Annotated in this window: 20 protein-coding genes; 9 read left to right on the top strand and 11 right to left on the bottom strand. The window is 70.3% G+C overall.

Annotation, left to right across the window (positions count from 1 at the left end; genetic code table 11):
* Positions 1–13: 13 nt before the first annotated feature.
* From ACQPXM_RS16085 to ctaC, 4 genes are all read right to left on the bottom strand, one after another.
* A complete protein-coding gene (locus tag ACQPXM_RS16085) occupies positions 14–1,252 on the bottom strand; it encodes an Ig-like domain-containing protein (protein WP_432949312.1) in 1,239 nt (412 codons plus the stop codon).
* 195 nt (positions 1,253–1,447) lie between these two features.
* Positions 1,448–1,843: a cytochrome c oxidase subunit 4 gene (locus ACQPXM_RS16080; protein ID WP_077016909.1), complete on the bottom strand. Its 396-nt coding sequence runs from the start codon at positions 1,841–1,843 to the stop codon at positions 1,448–1,450.
* Positions 1,840–3,576, bottom strand: a complete 1,737-nt coding sequence (ctaD, locus tag ACQPXM_RS16075) for an aa3-type cytochrome oxidase subunit I (RefSeq protein WP_432951030.1) — start codon at positions 3,574–3,576, stop codon at positions 1,840–1,842. The genes ACQPXM_RS16080 and ctaD overlap by 4 nt, the downstream gene beginning before the upstream one ends.
* Positions 3,577–3,620: 44 nt before the next feature.
* Positions 3,621–4,520, bottom strand: a complete 900-nt coding sequence (gene ctaC / locus ACQPXM_RS16070) for an aa3-type cytochrome oxidase subunit II (RefSeq protein ID WP_432949309.1) — start codon at positions 4,518–4,520, stop codon at positions 3,621–3,623.
* A 94-nt stretch (positions 4,521–4,614) separates the two neighbouring features.
* Between ctaC and ACQPXM_RS16065 the strand changes: the two genes are divergently transcribed.
* The 5 genes from ACQPXM_RS16065 (at position 4,615) to pulA (ending at position 13,063) form a co-directional block, all read left to right on the top strand.
* A complete protein-coding gene (locus ACQPXM_RS16065; protein ID WP_432949308.1) occupies positions 4,615–5,742 on the top strand; it encodes a cysteine desulfurase family protein in 1,128 nt (375 codons plus the stop codon).
* A complete protein-coding gene (locus ACQPXM_RS16060; protein ID WP_432949306.1) occupies positions 5,739–5,948 on the top strand; it encodes a sulfurtransferase TusA family protein in 210 nt (69 codons plus the stop codon). The genes ACQPXM_RS16065 and ACQPXM_RS16060 overlap by 4 nt, the downstream gene beginning before the upstream one ends.
* Before the next feature lie 43 nt (positions 5,949–5,991).
* Positions 5,992–6,549, top strand: coding sequence for a GNAT family N-acetyltransferase (locus tag ACQPXM_RS16055; RefSeq protein WP_432949304.1), 558 nt, complete (start codon positions 5,992–5,994; stop codon positions 6,547–6,549).
* Positions 6,546–7,253, top strand: coding sequence for an SIR2 family NAD-dependent protein deacylase (locus tag ACQPXM_RS16050; RefSeq protein WP_432949302.1), 708 nt, complete (start codon positions 6,546–6,548; stop codon positions 7,251–7,253). The genes ACQPXM_RS16055 and ACQPXM_RS16050 overlap by 4 nt, the downstream gene beginning before the upstream one ends.
* A gap of 89 nt (positions 7,254–7,342) precedes the next feature.
* The gene (gene pulA, locus ACQPXM_RS16045) at positions 7,343–13,063 is read left to right on the top strand and encodes a pullulanase-type alpha-1,6-glucosidase (protein WP_432949300.1); all 5,721 of its coding nucleotides are present in this window, start codon (positions 7,343–7,345) and stop codon (positions 13,061–13,063) included.
* A 195-nt stretch (positions 13,064–13,258) separates the two neighbouring features.
* On the opposite strand, the gene ACQPXM_RS16040 is transcribed toward pulA, so the two are convergent.
* Both ACQPXM_RS16040 and ACQPXM_RS16035 read right to left on the bottom strand, forming a co-directional pair.
* Entirely contained in the window at positions 13,259–14,212 is a 954-nt protein-coding gene (locus ACQPXM_RS16040; RefSeq protein WP_432949298.1) for a diacylglycerol/lipid kinase family protein, read from the bottom strand.
* A gap of 87 nt (positions 14,213–14,299) precedes the next feature.
* Positions 14,300–14,836 carry a dihydrofolate reductase family protein gene (locus ACQPXM_RS16035; protein ID WP_432949296.1) on the bottom strand — a complete coding sequence of 179 codons (537 nt, stop codon included), beginning with the start codon at positions 14,834–14,836 and terminating at the stop codon, positions 14,300–14,302.
* Between the two features lie 120 nt (positions 14,837–14,956).
* Between ACQPXM_RS16035 and ACQPXM_RS16030 the strand changes: the two genes are divergently transcribed.
* Both ACQPXM_RS16030 and ACQPXM_RS16025 read left to right on the top strand, forming a co-directional pair.
* Positions 14,957–16,420 (top strand): serine hydrolase domain-containing protein, encoded by a 1,464-nt coding sequence (locus ACQPXM_RS16030; RefSeq protein ID WP_432949294.1) that lies wholly within the window; start codon positions 14,957–14,959, stop codon positions 16,418–16,420.
* Positions 16,421–16,427: 7 nt separating this feature from the next.
* Positions 16,428–17,618, top strand: coding sequence for a M20 family metallopeptidase (locus ACQPXM_RS16025; protein ID WP_432949292.1), 1,191 nt, complete (start codon positions 16,428–16,430; stop codon positions 17,616–17,618).
* Here ACQPXM_RS16025 and ACQPXM_RS16020 read toward each other — a convergent pair.
* The 4 genes from ACQPXM_RS16020 to ACQPXM_RS16005 form a co-directional block, all read right to left on the bottom strand.
* A complete protein-coding gene (locus tag ACQPXM_RS16020; RefSeq protein WP_432949290.1) occupies positions 17,602–18,084 on the bottom strand; it encodes a VOC family protein in 483 nt (160 codons plus the stop codon). The genes ACQPXM_RS16025 and ACQPXM_RS16020 overlap by 17 nt on opposite strands.
* A gap of 101 nt (positions 18,085–18,185) precedes the next feature.
* Complete coding sequence (locus tag ACQPXM_RS16015) at positions 18,186–19,118, bottom strand: TRM11 family SAM-dependent methyltransferase (RefSeq protein ID WP_432949288.1); 933 nt, start codon at positions 19,116–19,118, stop codon at positions 18,186–18,188.
* Between the two features lie 1,087 nt (positions 19,119–20,205).
* Positions 20,206–20,568, bottom strand: coding sequence for an iron-sulfur cluster insertion protein ErpA (gene erpA / locus ACQPXM_RS16010; protein ID WP_077016924.1), 363 nt, complete (start codon positions 20,566–20,568; stop codon positions 20,206–20,208).
* Between the two features lie 158 nt (positions 20,569–20,726).
* Positions 20,727–21,821, bottom strand: a complete 1,095-nt coding sequence (locus tag ACQPXM_RS16005; RefSeq protein ID WP_432949286.1) for a glycerate kinase family protein — start codon at positions 21,819–21,821, stop codon at positions 20,727–20,729.
* Positions 21,822–22,269: 448 nt separating this feature from the next.
* On the opposite strand from ACQPXM_RS16005, the gene ACQPXM_RS16000 reads away from it, so the two are divergent.
* Complete coding sequence (locus tag ACQPXM_RS16000; protein ID WP_432949284.1) at positions 22,270–23,022, top strand: endonuclease V; 753 nt, start codon at positions 22,270–22,272, stop codon at positions 23,020–23,022.
* 140 nt (positions 23,023–23,162) lie between these two features.
* Positions 23,163–23,636, top strand: coding sequence for an NUDIX domain-containing protein (locus ACQPXM_RS15995; protein ID WP_432949282.1), 474 nt, complete (start codon positions 23,163–23,165; stop codon positions 23,634–23,636).
* Positions 23,637–23,654: 18 nt separating this feature from the next.
* Here the strand turns inward: ACQPXM_RS15995 and ACQPXM_RS15990 are convergent, their stop codons facing one another.
* A complete protein-coding gene (locus ACQPXM_RS15990) occupies positions 23,655–24,887 on the bottom strand; it encodes an NAD(P)/FAD-dependent oxidoreductase (RefSeq protein WP_432949280.1) in 1,233 nt (410 codons plus the stop codon).
* Positions 24,888–24,974: the final 87 nt, after the last annotated feature.

Raw genomic sequence — 24,974 nt, 5'->3', positions numbered from 1 at the left:
ACGGCTAGAGCGGTCAGGCCAGCGCCGAGCCGGCCTTGTACGCCGTCCAGGACTGGTTCCAGTCGGTCCAGCCGTTGCCGGACTCCATGCCCCGGGTGGTGCCGGTGACGACGACCGGGTCGCCACGCAGGGTCTGGGCGAAGTACCACGCGCCGTCCTTGAGACTCATGCCGACGCAGCCGTGGCTGACGTTCTCGCTGCCCTGGCTGCCGCTCGACCACGGGGCACCGTGGATGAACTCGCCGGAGCTGGTCACCCGCTGGGCGAACTGGACGTCGTGGATGTCGTAGTACTCCGGGTCGCCGGGCTGGATGCCGACGGTGCGCGCGTCCATCCGCTTGGTCCGGTACTTCTCCATGATCACCTTCACGCCGCTGCGGGTGGTGAAGCCGTCCTTGCCGGCGGTGATCGGGATGGTCCGGGCGAGCTTGCCGTTGATCGTCACGGTCATCGTGTGCTTCTTCACGTCGACCTTGCTGATCACCGACTTGCCGATCGCGAAGTCGATCTGCCGGCTCGCCGAGCCCCAGACGCCGTTGCCCGCGTTGACGCCCTGGGTGGCGATGTTCACGGTGATCTTGGTGCCGGCCGGCCAGTAGTCCTTCGGCCGGTAGTTGACCTGCTTGCTGCTCACCCAGTGCCAGCTGCCCTCGACCGGGACCGAGGTCTTCACCGACAGCCGCTTCTCGACCGCGGCGCGGTCCTTGACCGGGTTGTTCCAGTAGATCTGGATCGGCATCGCGACACCGACCGTCTCACCGTCCAGCGGCGCCACCGACGCCTTCAGCCGGGCACTCGCGGCCAGCGTCTTGAACGTCGAGCTGATCTGCACGGTCTTGCCGTCGCTGCCCTGCGCGGAGCCGGCCACGGTGTACGTCGTGCTCGGCTTCAGCTGCGGCAGCGAGGTCCACTCCGACTTGGAGTCGTTGAACGTCCCGCTGACCTTGCCACCGTCACCGTCGCTCACAGTGATGTCCGAGAGCGTTCCGGAGCTGGTGACCACCTTGACCGGCTGGTCCGGCCGGACGGCGGAGGCGTTCTTCGCCGGGGTCACGGTCACGGTCGCCGCGGCCGGGTCGGCCGACGGGCTGTTGCTGGTGGTCGTACTGGCCCCCGGGGTGGTCGACGCGCCGGGCGTCGAGCTGCTCTGGGAGCCTCCGGCGGGTGGGTTGCCGGCCTCGGAGTCACTGCATCCCGCGGCGACCACCAGCATCGCGCAGATCCCCGCCACGGCCAGGCCGCGCTTGCGCACCGAACTACCCAACACCCTGTTTTCTCCCCTGAGTCACGTCCACCGCCGCGGTCAGCCTAGCTCGCGCCCCCGGTCGGCCCCAACGCACCGGATCGTCACCAGCACGGCGAGCCACCGGGCCCGCAGTACTGATGACGATCGGTACGGCGAAATAGTTCGGTTGTCACCGGCCCGGAAGACCGGTGTCACGCACGGTCAGTGCGCGTGGTCACCGCGGTAGTACTCGAAGATGAAGCCGGACAGCGCGATGATGCCGAGCCCGCAGCCGATGATGAACAGCCACCAGCCGAACACCAGGCCGAGCACGACCACCGACAGCGTCGCCGCGCACCACAGCGGCCACCACGAGTACGGCGGGAAGAAGCCCAGCTCACCGGCACCCTCGGCGATCTCGGCTTCCTTGCGGTCCTCCGGCCGGGGGTCCATCCGGCGGGCGGTGATGCTCAGGTAGAACGCGACCAGCAGCGACAGGAAGAACGTCATCACCAGCGCGGTCGTACCGGTCGGGTCTTCCGACATGATCCAGTAGATCGGGGTGACGATCAGGACGAACAGCGTCAGGATGCCGAAGACCCAGGCCTCGACCTTCATGCCTTACCCTCTCCGTTCCCGGTCGTGCCGGTGCCCGCGTCGATGTTGCGTTCCAAGTTCTCGACCCGGCCCTGGTCCTCGCCGGCGTCGAGCAGGTTGTCCCGCGGCGCCCCGCTGTCGCCGTACTCCGCCAGGGCGATGTCCGGGTGGTGCAGGTCGAACGCCGGGCTCTCGGACCGGATCCGCGGCAGCCGCAGGAAGTTGTGCCGCGGCGGCGGCGAGCTGGTCGCCCACTCCAGCGAACGGCCCCAGCCCCATGGGTCGTCGACGCCGACCAGCGGCGCCTTGCGCGACTTGTAGACGTTGTAGAAGAACGGGAGCATCGACAGGCCGAGCACGAAGGCACCGATGCTGGAGACCTCGTTCAGCGTGGTGAAGCCCTCGTTGGCGCCGTACGACGCGTAGCGCCGCGGCATGCCCTCGACGCCGAGCCAGTGCTGCACCAGGAACGTGGTGTGGAAGCCGATGAACAGCAGCCAGAAGTGCAGCTTGCCGAGCTTCTCGTCGAGCATCCGGCCGGTCATCTTCGGCCACCAGAAGTAGAAGCCGGCGAACATCGCGAACACCACCGTGCCGAACACGACGTAGTGGAAGTGCGCGACCACGAAGTAGGAGTCCGACAGCTGGTAGTCGAGCGCCGGCGAGGCGAGGATGACGCCGGTCAGACCGCCGAACAGGAACGTCGTCAAGAAGCCGATCGACCACAGCATCGGGGTGTCGAACGACACCGAGCCGCCCCACATCGTGCCGATCCAGTTGAAGAACTTCACCCCGGTCGGTACCGCGATCAGGAACGTCATGAACGAGAAGAACGGCAGGTTCACCGCTCCGGTGACGAACATGTGGTGCGCCCAGACCGCCACCGACAGCACGGCGATCCACAGCGTCGCGCCGACCAGGCCGATGTAGCCGAAGACCGGCTTGCGGCTGAACACCGGCAGGATCTCGGTGATGATGCCGAAGAACGGCAGCGCGATGATGTAGACCTCGGGATGGCCGAAGAACCAGAACAGGTGCTGCCACAGCAGTGGACCACCGTTGGCCGCGTCGAAGACGTGAGCCCCCAAGGCTCGATCCGCCTCCAGCATCAGCAGCGCGCCGGCCAGGATCGGGAACGCGATCAGCACCAGGATCGAGGTCACCAGGATGTTCCAGGTGAAGATCGGCATCCGGAACATCGTCATGCCCGGAGCGCGCATGGTGATGATCGTGGTGACGAAGTTGACCGCACCGAGGATCGTGCCCAGACCGGCCAGGTACAGACCCATGATCCACAGGTCACCGCCGACGCCCGGCGAACGGACCGCGTTCGACAGCGGGGCGTAGGCGAACCAGCCGAAGTCGGCCGCGCCGCCCGGGGTGAAGAAGCCGCTGATCGTGATCGTGCCGCCGAACAGGAACAGCCAGTAGCTGAACATGTTCAGTCGCGGGAACGCGACGTCGGGCGCGCCGATCTGGATCGGCATGATCACGTTGGCGAAGCCGACGAACAGCGGTGTCGCGAACAGCAGCAGCATGATCGTGCCGTGCATCGTGAACAGCTGGTTGTAGACCTCTTCGTTCACGATCTGCAGACCCGGCTTGGCCAGCTCGGCGCGGATCAGCAGCGCCATCACGCCGCCGATCAGGAAGAAGACGAACGAGGTGATCAGGTACAGGTGGCCGATCAGCTTGTGGTCGGTGGTGGTCAGCCACTTGACCGCGATCTGGCCCTTGCTGCGCCGCCTCGGCAGCGCTGCCGCGGCCGCTGTGGCGCCGCTGCGCTCGGCGAAGTCGGTCACTTCTCGCCCTCCTGCTCCCCGGTGCCGGGAATGGTGGTTGCGTCCTGGCCACCGGTGGCGGCGCCGGTCTGGCCCTTGGCCGCCAGCTCACGCAGGTGCGCCTGGTACTCGTCGGCGCTGACCACGCGGACGGTGAAGACCATCCGGCTGTGGTAGAGGCCGCAGAGCTCGGCGCACTTGCCCGCGAAGGTGCCGGTCTTGGTCGGGGTCAGCTCGAACTTGTTCGTCCGGCCGGGGATGACGTCGAGCTTGAAGTAGAACGACGGCACCCAGAAGGAGTGGATCACGTCCGGTGAGGTCAGCTCGAACTCGACCGACTCGTTCACCGGCAGCACCAGCTCGGCCGGCTGGTCGAGCGTGCCGGTCTCCCAGACGCCCTCCTGCCCGTCGACGGTGTCCTTGTAGTTGAAGGTCCACTGCCACTGCTGACCGACGACGTTGATCCGGTGCACGGAGTTGCCGGAGTTCGCGGTGACCACGTTGCCGTTCTCGACGGTGTAGAAGAACAGCACACCGATGATCGCGAACGGGGCCAGCGTGTAGAGCACCTCGAGCGGCAGGTTGTAGCGCGTCTGCCGCGGGGCGTCCTCGCTGCGCCGGCGGTACCGGACCACGGCGAACAGGATCAGGCCCCACACCATCACACCGATGATCAGGGCGGCGATCCACGCCCCGATCCACAGGCTTCTGACTGCCTCGGTCCGGTCCGAAGCACCCTCCGGCAGTCCAAGTCGTTTCCACTGCGCGTTGGTCTCGGCCGAGCAGCCGGTCAGCAGCAACGTGCTGACCACTACCACTGCCGGGACCAGCAGGCGTCGCTTCGCCGGACGTGCGGCGGCGCGGGTCTGCTGACCCGCCGCTCGCGCGACCACTCCGGACGTGCCGTTCGAACCCACGGGGCGCCTTTCCCTTCCCAGGTGAGACTGACGACAGAACACTACTGGACCCGCTCTCGCGTTCTGCGCATAGGTAGGGCTTAGCGTTTCCCGTGTGAGCCACCGTGCATATCTGGACGCCGCAAGTGCCGAGGAACTGCACCCTGCCGCGCGGGAGGTGTTGCTGCAGGCACTCGATTCCGGGTGGGCGGATCCGGCCCGGTTGCACCACGAGGGACGGACCGCGCGGCTGCTGCTGGACAACGCCCGGGCGGTGCTGGCCGAAGGCCTCGGCGTACGGGCTGACGAGCTGTTTCTGACCACGTCCGGGACGGCCGCGATCCACGCCGGTCTGCCCGCGGTGGCGGCGGCCCGGCGACGGATCGGGACGACCGTGGTGCACTCCGCGGTCGAGCATTCGGCGGTGCTGCACGCCGCCGCGTCAGCCGGTACGCCGTACGAGGTGGGCGTGGACCAGTCAGGTCGAGTGGACGCCGACGCCTTCGCGGCGCAGATCCGGCAACCGGGAGTAGCGGTTGCCGCGGTGCAGACGGCCAATCACGAGGTCGGCACGCGGCAGCCGGTGACGGAGCTCGGCGAGGTGGCGGCCGCCGCGGGCGTCCCCTTGTTCGTGGACGCCGCCGCGACAGTCGGCCACGAGCACATCCCTGGCGGGTGGTCGGTTCTGACCGCCAGCGCGCACAAGTGGGGTGGTCCCGCCGGGGTGGGGCTGCTCGCCGTACGGAAGGGCACGCGGCTCGCGCCGGCCTGGCCGGTGGACGAGCGGGAGGACGGCCTCTCCCCCGGCCATCCGAACGTCCCGGCCGCGCTGGCTGCCGCGGCCGCGCTGCAGGCACGCCTGAAGGAGGCCGAGGAGCTGGGCCGCCAGCACCGCGCCTGGATCGCCGAACTGCGGACCCGCGTCGCCGCGGAGATCGCCGACGTCGAGGTGGTCGGTGACCCGGAGGATCGGCTCCCGCACGTCCTGACCTTCTCCTGTCTGTACGTCGACGGCGAGGCGCTCGTCACCGCTCTGGACGCCGAGGGCTTCTCGGTCTCCAGCGGCTCAGCCTGTACGGCAAGCACGCTGCGCCCATCGCACGTCCTGGCCGCGATGGGCGTTCTGACCCACGGCAACGTCCGGGTCTCCCTGGGCCGCACCAGCACGTACGACGACGTCGACCGCTTCGCGCGGGTACTGCCCGGTCTGGTCCAGCGGATCCGTGCGGAGGTGGGGATGTGACGACGCTCGACTGCCGCGGCATGCTGTGCCCGCTCCCGGTGATCAAGCTCGCCCAGGCGTTCCCGGACCTGGCCGTCGGCGACTCGATCGCAGTCCTCGCCGACGATCCGGCCGCCGCCACCGACATCCCCGCCTGGTGCCGGATGCGCGCGCAGGAGCTGGTCTCCGCCGACGACGGCCGGTACGTCGTCCGCAAGCTGAGCTAAAACTGTTGGCGCCAGGCAACGAACGCGGCCCAAGCTACGACGTGTGACCGACTTCTCGTACAAACCGACTCTCACCGGTGACCTCGTCGTCCTTCGCCCGCTCGGCGAAGAGGACTTCCCGATGATGAAGGCCGCGATCGCCGACCCCGAGGTCACCAAGCTGACCGGCAGCCGCGGCGAGATCAGCGACGAGAAGGCGCTCGAGTGGCTGCGGACCCGCAAGGACCAGCCGGACCGGCTCGACCTGGCGATCGTCGACAAGGCGACCGGTGAGTCGGTCGGCGAGGCGGTGCTCAACGAGTACGACCCGGACAACCGCTCCTGCAACTTCCGGATCCTGATCGGCCCGGCCGGCCGCAACCGGGGTCTGGGCACCGAGGCGACCCGGCTGATCGTCGGCTACGGCATCGAGCAGCTCGGCCTGCACCGGATCAGCCTGGGCGTCTACGCGTTCAACCCGCGCGCGCAACGGGCCTACGAGAAGGCCGGGTTCGTGGTCGAGGGCCGCCTGCGCGACGACCTGTACTGGGACGGCGAGTGGGTCGACTCGATCGTGATGTCGGTGCTCGAGACGGAGTGGCCGGTAAGTTCGGGCGCGTGACGAGACGTTTCGCCGTACTGACCGGGGCCGGGATCTCGACGGCCTCCGGCATTCCCGACTTCCGCGGGCCGCAGGGGCTGTGGACGAAGGACCCGGCCGCGCAGGCGATGTTCGACATCGACGAGTACGTCGCGTCGAGCGCGGTCCGGGCCGCCGCCTGGAAGCACCGGCTGGCCGCCCCGATCTGGACGGCCGAGCCGAACGCCGCGCACCGGGCCCTGGCCGGGCTGGAGCGCCAGGGCCGCCTGACCGCGCTGATCACCCAGAACATCGACGGTCTGCACCAGAAAGCCGGATCGACCAACGTGCTGGAGCTGCACGGCACGGCCTGGTTCGTCGACTGCCTCGACTGCCACCGCCGGATCCCGATGGCCGAGCTGCTGCCCCGGCTCGAGGCCGGTGAGGAGGACCCGGCGTGCCTGGTCTGCGGCGGGATCCTGAAGTCCGCGACCGTGTCCTTCGGCCAGTCGCTCGATCAGCAGGTGCTCGAGGCCGCCGTCGCCGCGACCAAGACCTGCGACACCTTCCTGGCCGTCGGCACCTCGCTGCAGGTCTACCCCGCCGCGGGGCTGTGCGACGTGGCCCTGACGGCGGGCAAACGGCTGGTCATCGTGAACGCCGAGCCCACGCCGTACGACGAGCAGGCCGACCAGATCCTGCGCACCCCGATCGAGACCACACTGCCGGACCTTCTCGCGTCGTGACCTGAGCGCGACCTTCGAGGCCTTCCCCCGCCCGGAGTCGCGGGCTAGCGTCCCGGGCAGATTGTCCGGTCTTGGGAGGGGAACCCGCGATGCTCAGGTTCGTCATGCGCCGTGCCCGTCAGCTGGCCGCCGCGACCGCGGTCGCCGTGGTCGCGGTCGGGCTCGGTACGCCGTCCGCCGCACCCGCCGCCGTGTCCGCCGAGCGGGTGATCACGCTGGCCGGGTCCCTGCAGAACGAGCTCGGCTGTGCCGGCGACTGGGACCCGGGCTGCGCCGCGACCACGCTCGGCACGGCAGCGCCGTACGGGAAGGTCTTCGAGGTGCCGGCCGGCTCGTACGAGTACAAGGTCACCGTCAACGGCGGCTGGGACGAGAACTACGGCGCCGGCGGGGTCCTGAACGGCCCGAACATCCCGCTGACGCTCGAGGGCCCGGCCAAGCTGCGCTTCAGCTACGACGACACCACGCACGTGGTCAGCGTCGCGCCGGTCGACCTGGCCGGCCCGACGCCGACTCCGGCCGACAAGGCGCTGGCGAGCCCGAGCCTGCGCAAGGACCTGACCAAGGAACGCTTCTACTTCCTGATGGCGGACCGGTTCGCCAACGGCGACAAGTCGAACGACGCCGGCGGCCTGACCGGTGACCGGCTGACCACCGGGCTCGACCCGGCCGACAAGGGCTTCTACCACGGCGGCGACCTGGCCGGCGTGATCCAGAAGCTGGACTACATCAAGTCCCTCGGGACGACGAGCATCTGGCTGACGCCGTCGTTCAAGAACCGGCCGGTGCAAGGCTCCGGCGCCGACGTCAGCGCCGGCTACCACGGGTACTGGATCACCGACTTCACCCAGATCGACCCGCATCTGGGCACCAACGCGGACATGCAGCAGCTGATCCAGCTCGCCCATGGCAAGGGCATGAAGGTCTTCTTCGACATCATCACCAACCACACCGCGGACGTGATCGCGTACGAGTCCGGTCAGTACGGCTACGTGCCGAAGAGCACCTCGCCGTACAAGGACGCGGCCGGCAACGTCTTCGACGACAAGCAGTACGCCGGCGGCGACACCTTCCCGCCGCTGGACAGGAACATCAGCTTCCCGAACGTCCCGGTCTTCCGGAGCCCCGCCGACGAGACCGTCAAGGTGCCGAACTGGCTGAACGACCCGACGCTCTACCACAACCGCGGCGACTCGACCTTCGCCGGGGAGTCGGCCGAGTACGGCGACTTCGTCGGCCTGGACGACCTGTTCACCGAGCAGCCGAAGGTGCGCGACGGGATGATCGACGTCTACAAGGCGTGGGCCGAGATGGGCATCGACGGGTTCCGGATCGACACCGTCAAGCACGTGAACCTGGAGTTCTGGCAGAAGTTCTCGCCGGAGGTCCTGAAGGCCGCGCAGGCCAAGGGCTCGAAGGACTTCTTCATGTTCGGCGAGGTCTTCGACGCCGACCCGCGGTTCATGTCGACGTACACGACCGCCGGGGCGCTGCAGGCGACGCTCGACTTCGGGTTCCAGCAGAACGCGGTGGCCTTCGCCAAGGGCGACCCGAGCACGAAACTGCGCGATTTCTACGCGAACGACGACTACTACACAGACGCGGACTCCAACGCCTACCAACTGCCCACGTTCCTCGGCAACCACGACATGGGCCGGGTCGGCACGTTCCTCAAGCAGGCCGGGGCATCCGGTCAGGAATTGCTCCAACGTGACAAGCTCGCGCACTCGCTGATGTTCCTGACCCGCGGTCAGCCGGTGATCTACTACGGCGACGAGCAGGGCTTCACCGGCGCCGGCGGGGACAAGGACGCGCGGCAGGACATGTTCGCGACCAAGACCACCGAGTACGCCGACGACGAGGTGGTCGACGGCACCGGGACGTCGACGATCGGCAGCAAGGACTCGTTCGACGTCAACGCGCCGATGTACCGGCACATCGCCGGGCTGCAGAAGTTGCGCGCGAAGTACCCGGCGCTGGCCGACGGCACCCAGATCCACCGGTACTCGTCGAACGCCGGCGGCCTGTACGCGTTCAGCCGGCTCGGCGCGGACAAGGTCGAGTACCTGGTCGTCTCCAACAACTCGACCACCGCCAAAACCGCGACGATCCCGACGTACGGGTCGAAGGTCTTCCGGCCGGTGTACGGCGGTTCGAAGTCCTTCGTCACCGACCGGGAGGGCCGGGCTTCGGTGACCCAGCCGCCGTTGTCGGTGACCGTCTACCAGGCGCTCTCGAAGGTCCCGTCCCGGTCCAAGGCGCCCGCGGTCTTCATGAGCTCGCCGGAGCCCGGCGCGACCGTCGGCGGCCGCGCGGAGATCGCGGCGGCCGTGCCGGAGAACACCCCGGTCACCGTCACGTTCGGCGTCCGCCCGGTCGGTACGACGGCGTGGCAGCGGCTCGGGTCGGACGACAACGCGCCGTACCGGGTCTTCCACGACGTCTCGAAACTGACCAAGGGCACCCTGCTGGAGTACCGCGCGGTGCTGAAGGATGCTTCGGGCAACTACTCCGTCTCCGGCTCGTACGGCGTGGTCGGCGACCCGCCGGCGCCTGGTGGTGGTGGTGGTGGTGGCACCGGCCCGGTCACGCAGCCCGCGAACGTCAGCGTGCCCGGCGACCACAACAGCGAGATGGGCTGCCCGGCGGACTGGTCTCCGGACTGCGAGCAGGCCCAATTGACGCTCGACCCCAAGGACAAGGTCTGGAAGGGCACGTACTCGATCCCGGCGGGCGAACACGCCTACAAGGCGGCGATCAACAAGACCTGGGACGAGAACTACGGGGCCGGCGGCAACCCCAACGGCGCGAACATCTCCTACACCGCGCCCGCGACGCCGACCACGTTCTACTACGAGCACGGCCGGCACTTCGTCACCTCGGACGCGCAGGGGCCGATCGTCACCGTGCCGGGCTCGTTCCAGTCCGAGCTGGGCTGCCCGGCGGACTGGTCGCCGGACTGCATGCGACCCTGGTTGACCGACCAGGACGGCGACGGCACGTTCACCTGGTCGACGAGCGAGTTGGGAGCGGGCAGTTATGAGGCGAAGGTCGCGCACGGTCTGTCCTGGGACGAGAGCTACGGCGCGGGCGGCAGCCCGACCGGTGCGAACATCCCGATCACCGTTCCCGGTGACGGGCTGGTCGTCACGTTCTCGTACGTGCTCGCGACCCATCAGCTGACCGTGACGACCTCCAAGCCCGGGGCACAGCCCGATCTGAAGCAGGCCAAGGCGTACTGGTTGGCCAAGGACGTGCTCGCCGTACCGCCGGTCGCTCACCCGGAGCGGTCGCGCTGGCGTTTGCACTGGTCGCCGACCGGCTCGCTCGCGGTCGACGCGGACGACATCGGCGGCTCGTCGTCCGGCCTGCGGGTGGACCCGGCGGGTCTGCCGGCGAAGGTGCTGGCCAAGTTCCCGGCGCTGAAGGGATACACCGCGTTGCGGCTCGACGGTGCCGATGCGCGCAAGATCCTGACCGGGCAGCTCGGCCTCGCCCAGTACGACGACGCCGGGCGGCTGCTCGACGCGACCGGGGTGCAGATCCCCGGCGTACTGGACGATCTGTACGGCGCGGCGGCCGGTCGCTCGTACGGCGTGACGTGGCACGGCGGCGTCCCGCGGTTCACCCTGTGGGCACCGACCGCGCAGAACGTGGCGCTGCTGGTCGGCTCTCAGCGAGTGCCGATGCGGCGCAACGCGGACGGCTCGTGGACCGCGGACGGGCGGCGGGCGTGGTCCGGGGCGCAGTACCGGTACGAGGTGAAGGTGTTCGCGCCGAGCACCGGGAAGGTCGAGACCAACCTCGTCACCGACCCGTACTCCGTCGCGCTCACCACGGACTCGACGCACTCGGTCGCGGTGGATCTCGACGACCCGGCCGGCAAGCCCGCGCTCTGGGCGAAGACGCCGGCGCCGAGGCTCGCGCGGTCGGTGGACTCGACGATCTACGAGCTGCACGTGCGGGACTTCTCGATCAGCGACACCACCGTGCCGGCCGCGCATCGCGGGAAGTACCTGGCCTTCGCGGACGAGGGCGCCGGGACCAAGCACCTGCGCAAACTGGCGCAGGCCGGGCTGAACACGGTGCACCTGCTGCCGACGTTCGACATCGCGTCGATCCCGGAGGGCACGCAGGAGCAGCCGGCCTGCGACCTGAAGGCGCTGCCGCCGGACTCGGAGCAGCAGCAGGCGTGCGTCACCGCGGTGGCGGCCAAGGACGGCTTCAACTGGGGCTACGACCCGTACCACTGGCTCGCGCCGGAGGGCTCGTACGCCGTCCAGAAGGACGGGCTGAGCCGGGTCGCGGAGTTCCGGACGATGGTCGGCGGGCTGCACAAGTCGGGGCTGCGGGTCGTGCTCGACCAGGTCTACAACCACACGCCGGCCGCCGGTCAGGCGCCGACCTCGGTGCTCGACAAGGTTGTCCCCGGCTACTACCAGCGGCTGAACGCGTCGGGTGCCGTCGAGACGTCGACGTGCTGCAGCAACATCGCGACCGAGCACACGATGGCCGAGAAGATCATGGTCGACAGCACGGTGTCGTGGGCGCGCAACTACCGGGTCGACGGATTCCGCTTCGACCTGATGGGGCATCACAGCAAGGCGAACATGCTGAAGGTCCGCGCGGCGCTCGACCAACTGACGCCCGCCAGGGACGGTGTCGACGGCAAGAAGGTGTTCCTGTACGGCGAGGGCTGGAACTTCGGGGAGGTCGCGAACGACGCGCTGTTCGAGCAGGCCCGGCAGGGCAACCTCGGCGGCACCGGCATCGCGACGTTCTCGGACCGGCTGCGGGACGGCGTACGGGGTGGTGGGCCGTTCGACGAGGACCCACGGGTGCAGGGCTTCGGCTCGGGCGCGGCGAGCGACCCGAACGGTGCCCCGGTCAACGGTTCGCCTGCCGATCGGGCCAAGCGGCTGGCGCACGACACCGACCTGGTCCAGCTGGGACTGGCCGGCAACCTGCGGGCGTACTCGTTCCGCTCGGCGGAGAGCGGGGCCGTTGTACGGGGTGACGGGGTGGACTACAACGGATCCCCGGCCGGGTACGCCGACCAGCCGAACGAGGTGATCACGTACGTCGATGCCCATGACAACGAGACGTTGTGGGACTCGCTCGCCTTCAAGCTGCCCGCGACGCTGCCGATGGCTGACCGGGTGCGTATGAACACGGTGTCGCTGGCAACGACCGCGCTGGCGCAGACGCCGTCCTTCTGGCACGCGGGATCGGACCTGCTGCGGAGCAAGTCGCTGGATCGCAACTCCTACGACTCGGGTGACTGGTTCAACCTGCTGGACTGGACGGGAGCGGACAACGGCTTCGGGCACGGGCTGCCGCCCAAGCCGGACAACGAGGCGAAGTGGTCGTACATGAAGCCGCTGCTGGCCAACCCGGCCCTGAAGCCGACGGCCGGCGAGGTGGCGACCGCGTCCGCGGCAGCTGCCGACCTGCTGAAGCTGCGCTTCTCCACTCCCCTGTTCCGGCTGGGGTCGGCGGAGCTGATCAACCAGAAGCTGAGCTTCCCGTTGAGTGGCTCCCCGGCGGCCGTCCCTGGCGTCGTGACCATGCGCATCGACGACACCGTCGGGCCGAACGTGGACCCGGCGCTCAAGGGCGTGGTGGTGGTCTTCAACAGCACGGGGTCGACCGTCACTCAGCAAGTCCCGGGCCTCACGGGCGCCAACCTGGCTCTGTCGCCCGTCCAGGCCGCCGGCTCGGACCCGGTCGTCAAGCAGACCAGCTGGACCGCCGGCACCGGCACGGTGTCGGTCCCGGCGCGCACGGTCGCGGTGCTGGTCCAGCGCTGACCCCGACCTGCACCACCGACCAACGCCGGGCCCGGCACCGACGGCACGCCTCACGGCTGTCGGCGACCGGGCCCGGAGGCCGGTTGATCGGTGGTGCAGGTCGGCGCCTCGGCGGAGGCACTGTCTGGCGCGGCTCCGTCAGGCGCGGCTCGGTCAAGGGCGTCGGTCAGGCGCCCGCTCGGTCAGGCGCGTCGGTCAGGCGCCGGCTCGGTCAGGCGCCGGGATCCGGACGACCAGCGCCGACGGGTCGACCTCGGCGCTGAGCGTGCGGCCGTCCTCGATTGTGTCGCCGTCGAGCTGGCGGCCGACCACCTTGGCCGCGCGGACCTGGATGCGCTCGCCGGAGAACCGTTCGATGTGGCTCTCCCGCAACCGCTTGATCAGCAGGCTGAGCGCGAGCCGGGGCCACTGGCCGACCCGGCGCGGCGCCAGCACGACGGCGTCGATCCGGCCGTCGGCCGGCGACGCGTCGGGCAGCAGCGGGATGTTCGCCTGCAGGGTGCCGACGTTGCCGATCACCACCGTGCGGGCGCGGCGTCGGACCGGCGCCTGGTCGTCGACGGTGATCTCCACCCGGACGAACGGGTGGTTGAGGTTCTTCACCGCCGAGATCACGTACGCCGCCCAGCCGACCTTGGCCTTCAGCTCGGGCCGGGCGTCGGCGATGATCGCCGCGTCCAGGCCGAGCCCGGCCATCACCACGAACCGGTCGGTGTCGAGCTGGTCGCCTTTGACCAGCACGCTGTCGATCCGCTGCTCCGTGCCGTCCAGCAGCTCGGCCAGCGCGACGTCGAGGTCGAGCGTGATCCCGAGGTTGCGGGCCAGCAGATTGCCGGTGCCGGCGGGCAGGATGGCGACCGGGATGTTGGTCCGTGCCAGTTCGGCGCAGACCACCCGGACCGTCCCGTCACCGCCGGCCACCACGACCAGGTCCGCGGTCTCCTCGATCGCCCGGTGGGCCATCGCGTAGCCGGCGTCGTCGACGGTGGTCTCGAGCCAGAGCGAGTCGTCGTACCCGCGTTCGGACAGTGCGGCGTCGACCTTGGCGCGGAACTCGTCCGCGTCCGGCACCTTGATCGGGTTCAGGATCACCGCGGCCCGCGGTCGGCCAGTCGGTTCTGGCTGGTCGTCGTGGGGTTCTGGGTTCACCGGGTGCCTGTCCGTTCGGGAGTGGTACTGGGATGGAGCAGCATTCCACGCTGTGCCCCGGAAACCCAGGCTGTACTCGCCCGGCGCTCAGACCGGCCGGTAGACGGTGTGCAGCACGCCGGTCGAGAACGTCGTCGCGGAGACGAGCTCCAGCGGCACGGTCTCGCCCTCGTCGAACAGGCGGGCGCCGTGGCCGACGGCGATCGGGTGGACCAGGAGGTGCAGTTCGTCGAGCACCTTGGCCCGCAGCAGCGACCGGACCAGGGTGGAGGAACCGACGACGCTGAGGTCCTTGCCCGGGCCCTCCTTCAGCGCGGTCAGGGACTTGATCGGGTCGCCCTCGACGAGCGTGGAGTTCTGCGAGTGGTCGACGCTGTCGAGGGTGGTGGACACGACCAGCTTCGGGGTGTTGTTCATCTGGGCCGCCATCTCGTCGGTCGCCGACGGCCAGTACGACGCGAACTCCTCGAACGTCCGGCGGCCGAGCAGCATGGTGTCGGCACTCGCGCTCAGCGCTCCGACCGCCGCGCCCATCTCGTCGTTGAAGTAGGGGAAGTGCCAGGTGTCGGGGGCCTGCGTGACGCCGTCGAGGGAGATGAACAGGCCGGCCACGATCTTGCGCATGATGGTGCTCCTTGGTGTTGGGCTGAACTTGCTTCTGCCCGTGCGTCGACCGGACCGGGACGGAATCGACATCGGCTCCGGAAAGTTTTCTGGCAGCCGTCTCACCGCGGGAGAAGGCGGATGAGTTTGTCGGTGCCGACGGCTAGCGTGCTGTCGGTGACCAACCTTCCGCGCAGTACGCCAGAAGCTCAGGGACTGTCCAGCGCCGGTCTGGACGGCTTCGTCGCCACGCTGGACGCCTCCGGCCAGGAGATCCAGACCATGATGCTGGTGCGGCACGGGCACGTCGTGCTCGAGCGCGAGTGGTCGCCGTACCGGCTGAGCGACCGGCATCTGCTGTTCTCGGTGTCGAAGAGCTTCACCTCGATGGGAGTCGGGCTCGCCGTCGAGGCCGGGCTGCTGTCGGTGGACGACAAGGTGGTGTCGTTCTTCTCCGGCGACGACCTGCCGGACAAGATCAGCGACAACCTGGCCGCGATGGAGGTCCGGCACCTGCTGACCATGTCGACCGGACACGACGTCGACACTGTCGACCGGCTCGGCCGGACCGGGCGGATGGTGCAGGGCTTCCTCCGGCTCGACGTCGAGAACGCGCCGGGTGCGCCGTTCGTCTACAACAGCGGCGCGACGTACATGCTGTCCGCGATCGTGCAGAAGGTGACCGGCGAGAAGCTGATCGACTACCTGCGGCCGCGGCTGTTCGAGCCGCTCGGCGCGACCGAGGCGATCTGGGAGACCTCGGACGAGGGCATCAACATGGGCGGCTGGGGGCTGAGCCTCAACACCCACTCGCTGGCGAATTTTGGCCAGTTGCTGCTGCAGCGCGGTGTCTGGAACGGCGAGCAGCTCGTGCCGGCGGAGTGGATCGACGCGGCCACGTCCGCGCAGGTCGACAACAGCGTCGAGCCGAACCCGGACTGGCAGCAGGGGTACGGGTACCAATTCTGGCGCGGCCGGCACAACACGTACCGCGGCGACGGAGCCTTCGGTCAGTACTGCCTGGTGTTGCCCGACCACGACACGGCGCTGATCATCACCAGCGCGACCGCGGACATGCAGGCGACGCTCGATCTGGTGTGGGAGCGCCTGCTTCCGGTGCTGGAGGAATCGAGCGGGGCCGCCGGATCCACGGGTGGGGTGGACGGCGCAAGCGCTGGGGACGGGATTGCTGCCGGGACGGGTGAGCTGAAGCTCCCGCCACCGGCGGGCCCTCCCCCTGCTCCCGGCGACGGGCGGACCTACACGTTCCCGGCCAACGACACGGGCCTGTCGGCGATCCGCTGGGACGCCGACGGCAGCGGCACCTTCACCTTCGCCGCCGCGCGTCCCTGGGAGACCGGCTCCCAGGAGATCGCCTTCGCGCCCGGCGACTGGAACGAGCAGACCTACACCCTCACCGACCCGGTTCAACGCATCGTCACCTCTGCCCACGGCGACGGCGAGACCTACGTCGCGACCATGCGCCTGCTCGAGACGCCGTTCGTGGTCACGCTGCGCTGCCGGCCGACCGGCGATCGGCTGACGGTCGACGTCAGCTACAACGTGGGCTTCGGCAAGAGCGACCACACCGTCGTCTCCGAGTAGGCCCGCGATGACCGGCGCGTCGCAGGCCGAGCGGACGGTGCTCGACCGAATCGACGAGCAGTGGGTGGTCGAGCTGACCAGGTCGTTGCTGCGGGCAGCCGGTCAGAACCCGCCGGGTGGTGAGGCCGCGACCGTCGCCGTACTGGCTGCCGCGGCGGCCGAGCTCGGCCTCGACGTCGCTGAAACCGAAGTCGAGCCCGGACGCAACAACCTCAGCATCACGCTCGGCGGTGGTGACGAACCGGGGCTGCTGCTGCTCGGGCACACCGACGTCGTACCGGTTGGTGACGGCTGGACCACCGAGCCGTACGGCGGGGAGCTGATCGACGGCCGGGTCTACGGCCGCGGCGCCTCCGACATGAAGGGCGGTCTGGCCGCGTCCCTGGCCGCCCTGGCCGCGTTGCGAGGGATCGGCCTGTCCGGCCCGGTCGAGCTGGCCGCACTGGTCGACGAGGAGGAGACCGGCAAGGGCATCCGCGCGTACGTCGCCTCCGTCGACCGCTCGTTCCGCGGCTGCATCACGACCGAACCGACCGAACTGCAGACCATCATCGGCGCCCGGGGCGACTCCTATCTGAGGGTCGAAGTGCACGGACGGGCCTGTCACGCGGGCAATCCGGCGGACGGCGCCAACGCGATCTACGGCGCCGCGGCCGTCGTGGCCAAGATCGAGCGGTTGCACGCGGAGCTGGCTCGCTCGCCGCACCCGCTGCTCGGCCCCGCGACGTGGAGTGTCGGCCAGATCAACGGCGGCACGGGCGGCTCGATCGTGCCGGCCGAGTGCGTCCTGGTCGCCGACCGCCGGCTCCTGCCCGGCGAATCGCCCGCGGCCGTGCTCGACGATCTGCGGCAACGCGTCGCCGCCCTCCACCTCGAGGACCGCGGTCTCACCGTCGACCTCGCGATGCCGATGGAGATGCCCGCGTTCGAAACCCCGGCCGACGCCGAACTCGTGCGAACCACTGACTCCGCCCTCGCCGCTGCCGGGGGCCCGGGCCTCCCCCTCGGCGGGTGGACCGCGGCGTGCGACGGCGGGTACGTCGCCCGCGACCTCGGCGTACCGGTGGTCGTCCTGGGTCCTGGTTCGGTCACCAGCCAGGCTCACCGCGCCGACGAGTCCGTCGCCGTCGACGAGCTGCTGATTGCCGCCCGCGCCTACACCCTGACTGCGCTACGCCTGCTCACTGCGGGGCCATGAAGTTCGCGCTCTGCACGTACTCCATCGCCGCGATGTACTTCGGGTCGTTCATCCGCTCGGCCATCTCCGCCTCGGACAGGTCCGCGACGCGGGTCTGGAGCCAGTAGAGGTTGCCGAACGGATCGCGGACCCGTCCGACCACGTCGCCCCAGAACAGCTCGGTCACCTCGGTCACCGACGTCCCGCCCGCGGCGACCGCCTGTTGGTGCGTCGCGTACGCGTCCTCGACGTACAGGCGCAGGAACGCCGGGGTCGGCGGCCACTCGGGCCGCGCGTCGAACATCATCACCATCGCGTTGCCGATCCGCATCTCGGCATGGCCGACCACGCCCTGGTCGTCGACCACGCGGCCACAGTCCACGGCCTCGAACGCCCTGGTCAGGTAGTCCATCAACGCGTTGGTGTCCCGCGAGATCATCCACGGGGTGACGCTGGTGTAGCCGGCGGGGATCGGGCTGACGGTCATCTCGGTGCCTTCCTGCTGCGGGTGCTGACAGCAAGAACGCTAGAGACAGTAGTGGCCAATGTCTGTCCTCTACTTCGCCGGATTCCGGCAGCGAGCAGGGTTCAGCGGGCGTTCTGGCGGCGGCGGGTGGGGGTGAGCACGAAGACCGTGGGTGTTGCGCCGGAGTACTTGAGCAGGCGGTCGCGGACCAGTTTCAGGCCGGGAGTGCGGGCGACGGCGTCCTTGAGCAGGCGCTTGTCCTCGGTCAGCAGGACAGCGCGGCCGTCCGGGCGCAGGACCCGGGCGATCTCCTTCAGGGCGGCCGGGTAGAGCTTCGCGTTGTCGCCGTGGCTGCCGACGAGTTTGCCGAAGGGGAGGTTGGTCACCACTCGATCGATGCTGCCGCTGGCGACGGAGAGCTTCTCCGCCGTACCGACGGACAGCTCGGCCCGGACCCCCGCGCGGGCCAGGTTGGCGCGGGCGAGCTCGATCGCCTTCTCGTCGCGGTCGGAGCCGACCAGGCGGCCGTAGGCGAACGGGTGGGCCGCCAGCAGGATCGTGCCGGTCCCACAGAACGGGTCGAGCAGGTGGTGCTCGGTACCGACCTTCGCCAGCCGGATCATCACCTCGGCGACCACCGGTTTGGTCGACCACGGGAGCCGGTCGAGCTGCGGGTAGTTGCGTGACCAGTGCAGCGGGCCGATCTCGCCGAGCCAGCCACCGGCCGGGTCAGCGATGAAGTTCACCGCCCAGTCCGACGGGTCCTCCGACCAGCCCAGCTTGTCGACGAGCAGATCCCACAACGCCCGCGCGTCTGGCGTACCGGGGGCGATGCGGAACCGGACGGGTCCCTCGAGCGCGGACAGGACACCGGACTCGGCCGAGCGCAGTACGGCGGCCGAATCCGCGAGCTGGACGGTGGCGGTGATGTAAAGCCGCGTCTCGGACAAGGCCCGCAGCGGCCCGTCGATCCGGCAGGTGACGGCGCCGTCGGACCGGCCGACGACGTCCAGGCCCGCGATCAGGTCCTCCGCACCGCCGACCGTGGTGAGCACGAGCTGGTCCTGAACAGGCCGATCCAACAACAAGGTGAACTCCCGGGATGAGCCGCGGACGCGGCAGTCATCGACCGTACCAGTCGGGGTCGGACGCTCGGGTGGGGCGCTTGAGCGGGGGTCTCAGGCGGGTGGGGCGGGGCGCGCGAGGGCTCAGGCGGGCCGGATCGGTCGGGGCGCTGAGGCGGCTGGGAGGGGCTGGCTCAGGTGGGCCGGGAGGAGCCGGCTCAAGTGGGCCGGGTCGAGCGGGATCGGGCGGGAGCCCCCACACGGCCGCCGGCTCAGGCGGGCCGGGTGGAGCGGGGTCGGGCGGGAGCGCTCAACCGGGCGCCGGCTCCGGGCGGGCCGGGGGCGGGGTCGGGCGGGAGCGCTCAACGGGCGCCGGCTTAGGCGGACCGGCTCAGGCGGGCCGGGAGGGACCGGCGCAGGTGGACCGGCGGGAGCGGGGTCGGGCGGGAGCGGGGTCGGGCGGGAGGGCTCAACGCGCGCCGGCTCGGGCGGGCCGGCTCAGGCGGGCCGGGAGGGGCGGGCCGGGAGGGGCGGGCCGGGAGGGGCGGGCGCAGGTGGACCGGGTGGAGCGGGGTCGGGCGGGGCGCTGAGGCGGGCCGGGAGGGGCCGGCCCAGGTGGGCCGGGAGGGGCCGGCCCAGGTGGGCCGGGTCGAGCGGGATCGGGCGGCGGGCGCCGGCTCAGGCGGGCCGGCTCAGGCGGCCGGGTGTCGCCGGCCCGGGAGGGCGGCTCAGGTGGGCCGGGTGGAGCGGGGTCGGGCGGGAGCGCTAACCGGGCGCCGGCTGAGGCGGGCCGGGAGGGGCGGGCTCAGGTGGGCCGGGTGGAGCAGGGTCGGGCGGGAGCGCTAACCGGGCGCCGGCTCAGGTGGGGCCGGGTGGAGCAGGGTTGGGCAGGAGCGCTCAACCGGGCGTCGGCTCGGGCGGGCCGGCTCAGGCAGGGCCGGCTCACGCGGGGGCTCATGCGGGCTCGCTCAGCCGGGGCGGGCGGAGCGCCCCGGCCGACGCCGTTCGACGTACGACCGACCCGTCCAGGCATGACGAAGCCCCCGGCACCGTCAGGTGCTGGGGGCTTCGAAGGTGCTCAGTTGAACGAGTCGCCGCAGGCGCAGGAGCCGGTCGCGTTCGGGTTGTCGATCGTGAAGCCCTGCTTCTCGATCGTGTCCACGAAGTCGATCGACGCACCCTTGAGGTACGGCGCGCTCATCCGGTCGGTGACGACGCTCACACCGTCGAAGTCGGCGACCACGTCACCGTCGAGCTGACGCTCGTCGAAGAACAGCTGGTACCGCAGGCCGGAGCAACCACCCGGCTGCACGGCGACACGCAGCGCGAGGTCGTCGCGACCCTCCTGGTCCAGCAGCGCCTTCACCTTGGCGGCGGCCCCGTCCGTCAACAGGATCCCCGTCGCGGCGGCGGTGGCCTGCTCGGTCTGCGCTTCAGTCATTCCTGACTCCAGTCATCATCGTGAGCGCTCGACTGCGAGTGGGCAGCCAGTCGGGCGCGAAAGTTCTGCTGTCAACACGGGCCAACAGCCGTCGGACCGTCTTCATTCCCATGGTCGCACACCAATTTCGCAGATCAACATCCGTGCCTGCGGCGTGGTCAGCGCGCCCAGGTCTTCGCCACGCGCTCCGCGACCGTGGCCAGCGAGCCGTGCGGGTCAGCGAAGGCCTGCTCCTCGCCGACGGCGTCGACCAGCGAGTACGCCGACTCGACCCCCATCGTGCGCATCTCGCGGGACCCGATCAGCACCTTGCCGGCCAGGACGACGCAGGGCCGCATCGCGTCGTTCGCGACCTTCGCCACGCCGGCGATCACCTTGCCGTCGCGGGACTGGAAGTCGAACGCACCCTCGCCGGACAGCACCAGGTCGACCCGCCTGGCCTTGTCCTTCAGCCCGGTCAGGTCGGCGACCAGGTCGATGCCCGAGATCCGCTCGGCGCCGAGCAGGAGCAGCGCGTAGCCCAGTCCCCCGGCGGCGCCGGCGCCCTTCTTGTCGGCCGTCTTGCGGTCGGCGAGCTCCGCGAAGTGGGTCAGCCAGCCGTCCACAACAGGTTTGCGGTCGTCGGTGACGCCCTTCTGGCTGCCGAACACGTTGGTCGCGCCGCGCAGCCCGAGCATCGGGTTCTCCACGTCGCTCGCGGCGACGAACTCGACTCCCGCCATCCGGCTCCGCGCCGGCTCGAGATCGACCTCGGTCAGCCCGGCCAGCCCCGCCGCGCCCGCGTCAAGGCTGCCGCCTGCGCCGGTCGCGCCGAGGGCAGCGAGCAGGCCCGCGCCCGCGTCGTTCGTACCGGACCCGCCGAGCCCGAGGATGATCCGCTTCGCGCCCGCGTCCACCGCGGCCGCGATCAGCTGGCCGACGCCGTACGTCGTACCGTCCTCCGGCCGCCGGTCCGCGGGCTCGACCAGGTGCAGCCCGCACGCCTGCGCGGTCTCCACGTACGCCGTCTCACCGGCCACCAGCACCGTCGCCGGGACCTCGCCACCGAGCGGTCCGCGCACGGTCACCGACAACAAGGTGCCGTCGACAACAGCCGCCAGCACGTCGATGAACCCCGGCCCGCCGTCGGCCATCGGCGCCACCAGCACCTCGGCCTCCGGGTCCCGCCGCCGCCACCCCTCCTCGATCGCGGCCGCAGCCTCGACCGCCGTCAACGTCCCAGCGAACTTGTCCGGAGCAATCAGCACGCGCATGCTCCCATCCTCGCAAACCCGCGGCCGGTGACGCGCCACCGCAGCCCACCCACCGGACGGGCTGTACTCCGCTCCCCGGCGGATGGCCGGCGGTTGCCACCGGAGACCTCCCCCGAAGCCGCTGCGTCCACCAAGCACCAGGTCGGCCGCAGACGATGCCGTCGCCGCTGCCCGGAGCCCCGTCGGCGACACGATTCCAGCACCAGAGGTCGTGCCTATCAGCCCGCGTCCGCGGACGGCCGTGCAGCAGATCAGCAGCAGTTTGCCGGCGGCCACGCGGTTCAGGACCGAGACGTTGCAGACCCCCGCGGCCGGGCCGAGGCGAGGGGCCCTGACGGCCGGTCTCTCGCGCTGCGGATCTGGAGGATGGTGGCTGCTGATATCGAGTGCGATCGCGAACGAGCGTGCACCACCGTGGAGCTGCCGGCCGCCCGGTAGCGTGCGCCCGGTGCATCCCACTGTCGACGAGGCGATCGCCTTGCAGGAGCAGCTCCGCGCTCAGGTCGACACCGTCGGCCCGGGCCCGCAGCATCCCAGGTACGTCGCCGGCCTGGACGTCGCGTACGACGGCGACGAGTACGCCGCGGCGGTCGTCGTGCTGGAGGTGCTCCGAGCACCTGCAGGAGCGGAGGCCGACCCGCATCCGCGGCCGGTGGACCCAGGTTCGGTAGTCCCGGGATCAGTTGGCCCAGGATCGGCCGTCCCGGGACCAGTCGAGTTGCGGGAGGTCGAGCGGGCGGTGGTGCGTGGGCGGACCGGCTTTCCGTATGTGCCGGGGTTGTTCGCGTTTCGGGAGGTGCCTGGGTTGCTGGCTGCGCTGGATCGGCTTCAGGTGACCCCGGAGCTACTGGTGTGTGACGGGCAGGGCCTCGCGCATCCGCGGCGGTTCGGGCTTGCTTGTCATCTCGGCGTGGTGACGGGATTGCCGAGCATCGGAGTCGGGAAGACCGCGTTCGTCGGCGACTGGGACGAGCCAGGTCCGCTGCGCGGGAACGCTAGCGACCTCGTGCTCGACGGCGATGTCGTCGGAAAGGTGCTGCGGACGCAGAACAAAACCAAGCCGGTGTTCGTCTCAGTCGGGCACCGGGTTTCGCTGGCGACGGCGGTGGATCGGGTGCTGGAGCTGGCGCCGCGGTACCGGCTGCCGGAGACGACACGGGCGGCCGACCGCGCCTGCCGGGACGGACTGGTGCGGCGATGACAACCACCCACGAGTTTGGAGGGGGCGACCACGCACGAGTCTGGTGGGCGATGGCAACCACACACGAGGCTGGAGGGGCGATGACGACCATGCAGAAGCCTCGACGGGCGATGGCGACTTCACACGAGCTTGGAGGGGCGTTGACGACCACACACGAGTACGGCGTACGGATCGGTGCGAGCGCCGCGTTGCGGGCAGGGGCCGCGGCGGCGGTGCTCGACGGGGACCGGCTGTTATTGACGCAGCGGAGCGACAACGGGGAGTGGTGCTTGCCGGGTGGTGGGATCGACGCCGGCGAGCGACCGGCCGAGACGGCGGAGCGGGAGGTGTTCGAGGAGACCGGGCTGCGGGTCCGCGCCACCGACCTGCTCGGCGTCTACTCGAACCCGGACATCGTCGTGGTCTACCCGGACGGCAACCGCGTCCAGATCCTCGGCGTGCTCTTCCGCGCGGAGGTGGTCGAGGGCACGGCCGGGCTGTCCGACGAGGTGACCGAGGTCGGGTGGTTCACCGCCGCGGAGGCGGCCGAGCTGACCGTGATCGCCAATCACCGACCGTTGCTGCCCACGGCGTACGGGGTCGACGGCGTGTACTTCGACCCGCCTCGCGACTGATACCCCCAGAACCGCCGACTACGCCAGATACGCGGTGACGGCGTTCGCCGCCCGGCGGCCGGACACCAGCGCACCTTGCAGCGAAGCGGTGTCCCGATGGTCACCGGCGACGAAGCGTCCCTCACCGAGATCGACCGGATGCCGGACGTCGAGCGGCGGCGGCTGGTGCGGCAGCGCTTCCGCGACGTCATGCCGTACGACGAGTTCCCAGACGCCGGCCGATCGCCCGTACATCCGGGTCAGCTGGATCCGCACGTCGCTCTCGACCGCGTCGCTCGGCCAGAGCGTGGTCGCCTGGATCAGGTGCCGGCCCGGCGGCGCGTACGACGGTGCGACGTTCGACATCACCGCCGTGTTGACCACCGGCCCGTCCCGCCGCCCGTCGACCACCAGCAGTTTGTCCGTGCGCGGCGGCTCGTCGGTCGCGAACCAGTACGTGCTCAGCCCCTTCATCCGGGGCGCCCGCACCCGTACGAGCTCGGTCGCCGACGACGGATCCGTGGCCACCACCACGGCCCGGGCTCGCAGCTCGCCCTCGCCGGTTCCGACCACCACTTCCCCGTCGACCGGCCGGACCGCCGTCGCGCCGATTCCCAGCCGCACCGGCTCCCGCAGCCGCCCCGCCAACTGCTCAGGCAGGGCCCGCATCCCGCCCGCCGGCAGCGCGGGCGTCCCGAGCAGGAAGCTCCGCACCAGCAGCCGCGCGAACGCCGCTGAACTCGACCCGTTGTCCTCCGCCAGCACCCCGGCGAGGAACGGCTCGAGGATCTCCCGCCGTACCCGTCCCTCCACGCCCGCCCGGTCGAACGACTCCCGCAGCGGCAGATCTGCCCGCTCCGCGTCAGCGAGCAAGCGGTGGACCGGCCCGAGCGCCGGCGCCGCCCACACGGCGAGCCGGGTCAGCTCCTTGGGCTGCACGTAACCGCTCGCGAGCGACCTGCCGATCAGGCCCGGGCTCCGCCGGGGATCCGCGACGACCGTCGTACCGGCAGCACCGGCGACCGCGACTCCGGCAGCGAACGCGTGCAGGTCGAGCGCGGTCAGGTCGACGTACCGGCGTACGGCGGGATAGGCCGGGTTGAGCAGCTGGAAGCCGCGATCGCAGAGGTAACCGTCGATGACGTCCGTGCGCACCCGCCCGCCGACCGCGTCGCCGGCCTCCAGGACCGTGACCTCCAGCCCGCGCTGCTGCAGCGTCAGGGCGCAGTTCAGCCCCGCGAGTCCGGCTCCGACGACGATGACGTCTGCCATCTCCCGATGCTTGCACAGGCGACGACCGGGCACGGGGAGGTTCGGTGGTTTCGCATTCTGGGCAGTGACGTGAACCACGCGGTCCGG

It is taken from the genome of Kribbella sp. CA-253562, assembly GCF_050942265.1.
GTDB lineage: Bacteria > Actinomycetota > Actinomycetes > Propionibacteriales > Kribbellaceae > Kribbella.
This window is presented reverse-complemented; position numbering and strand designations above follow the sequence as displayed.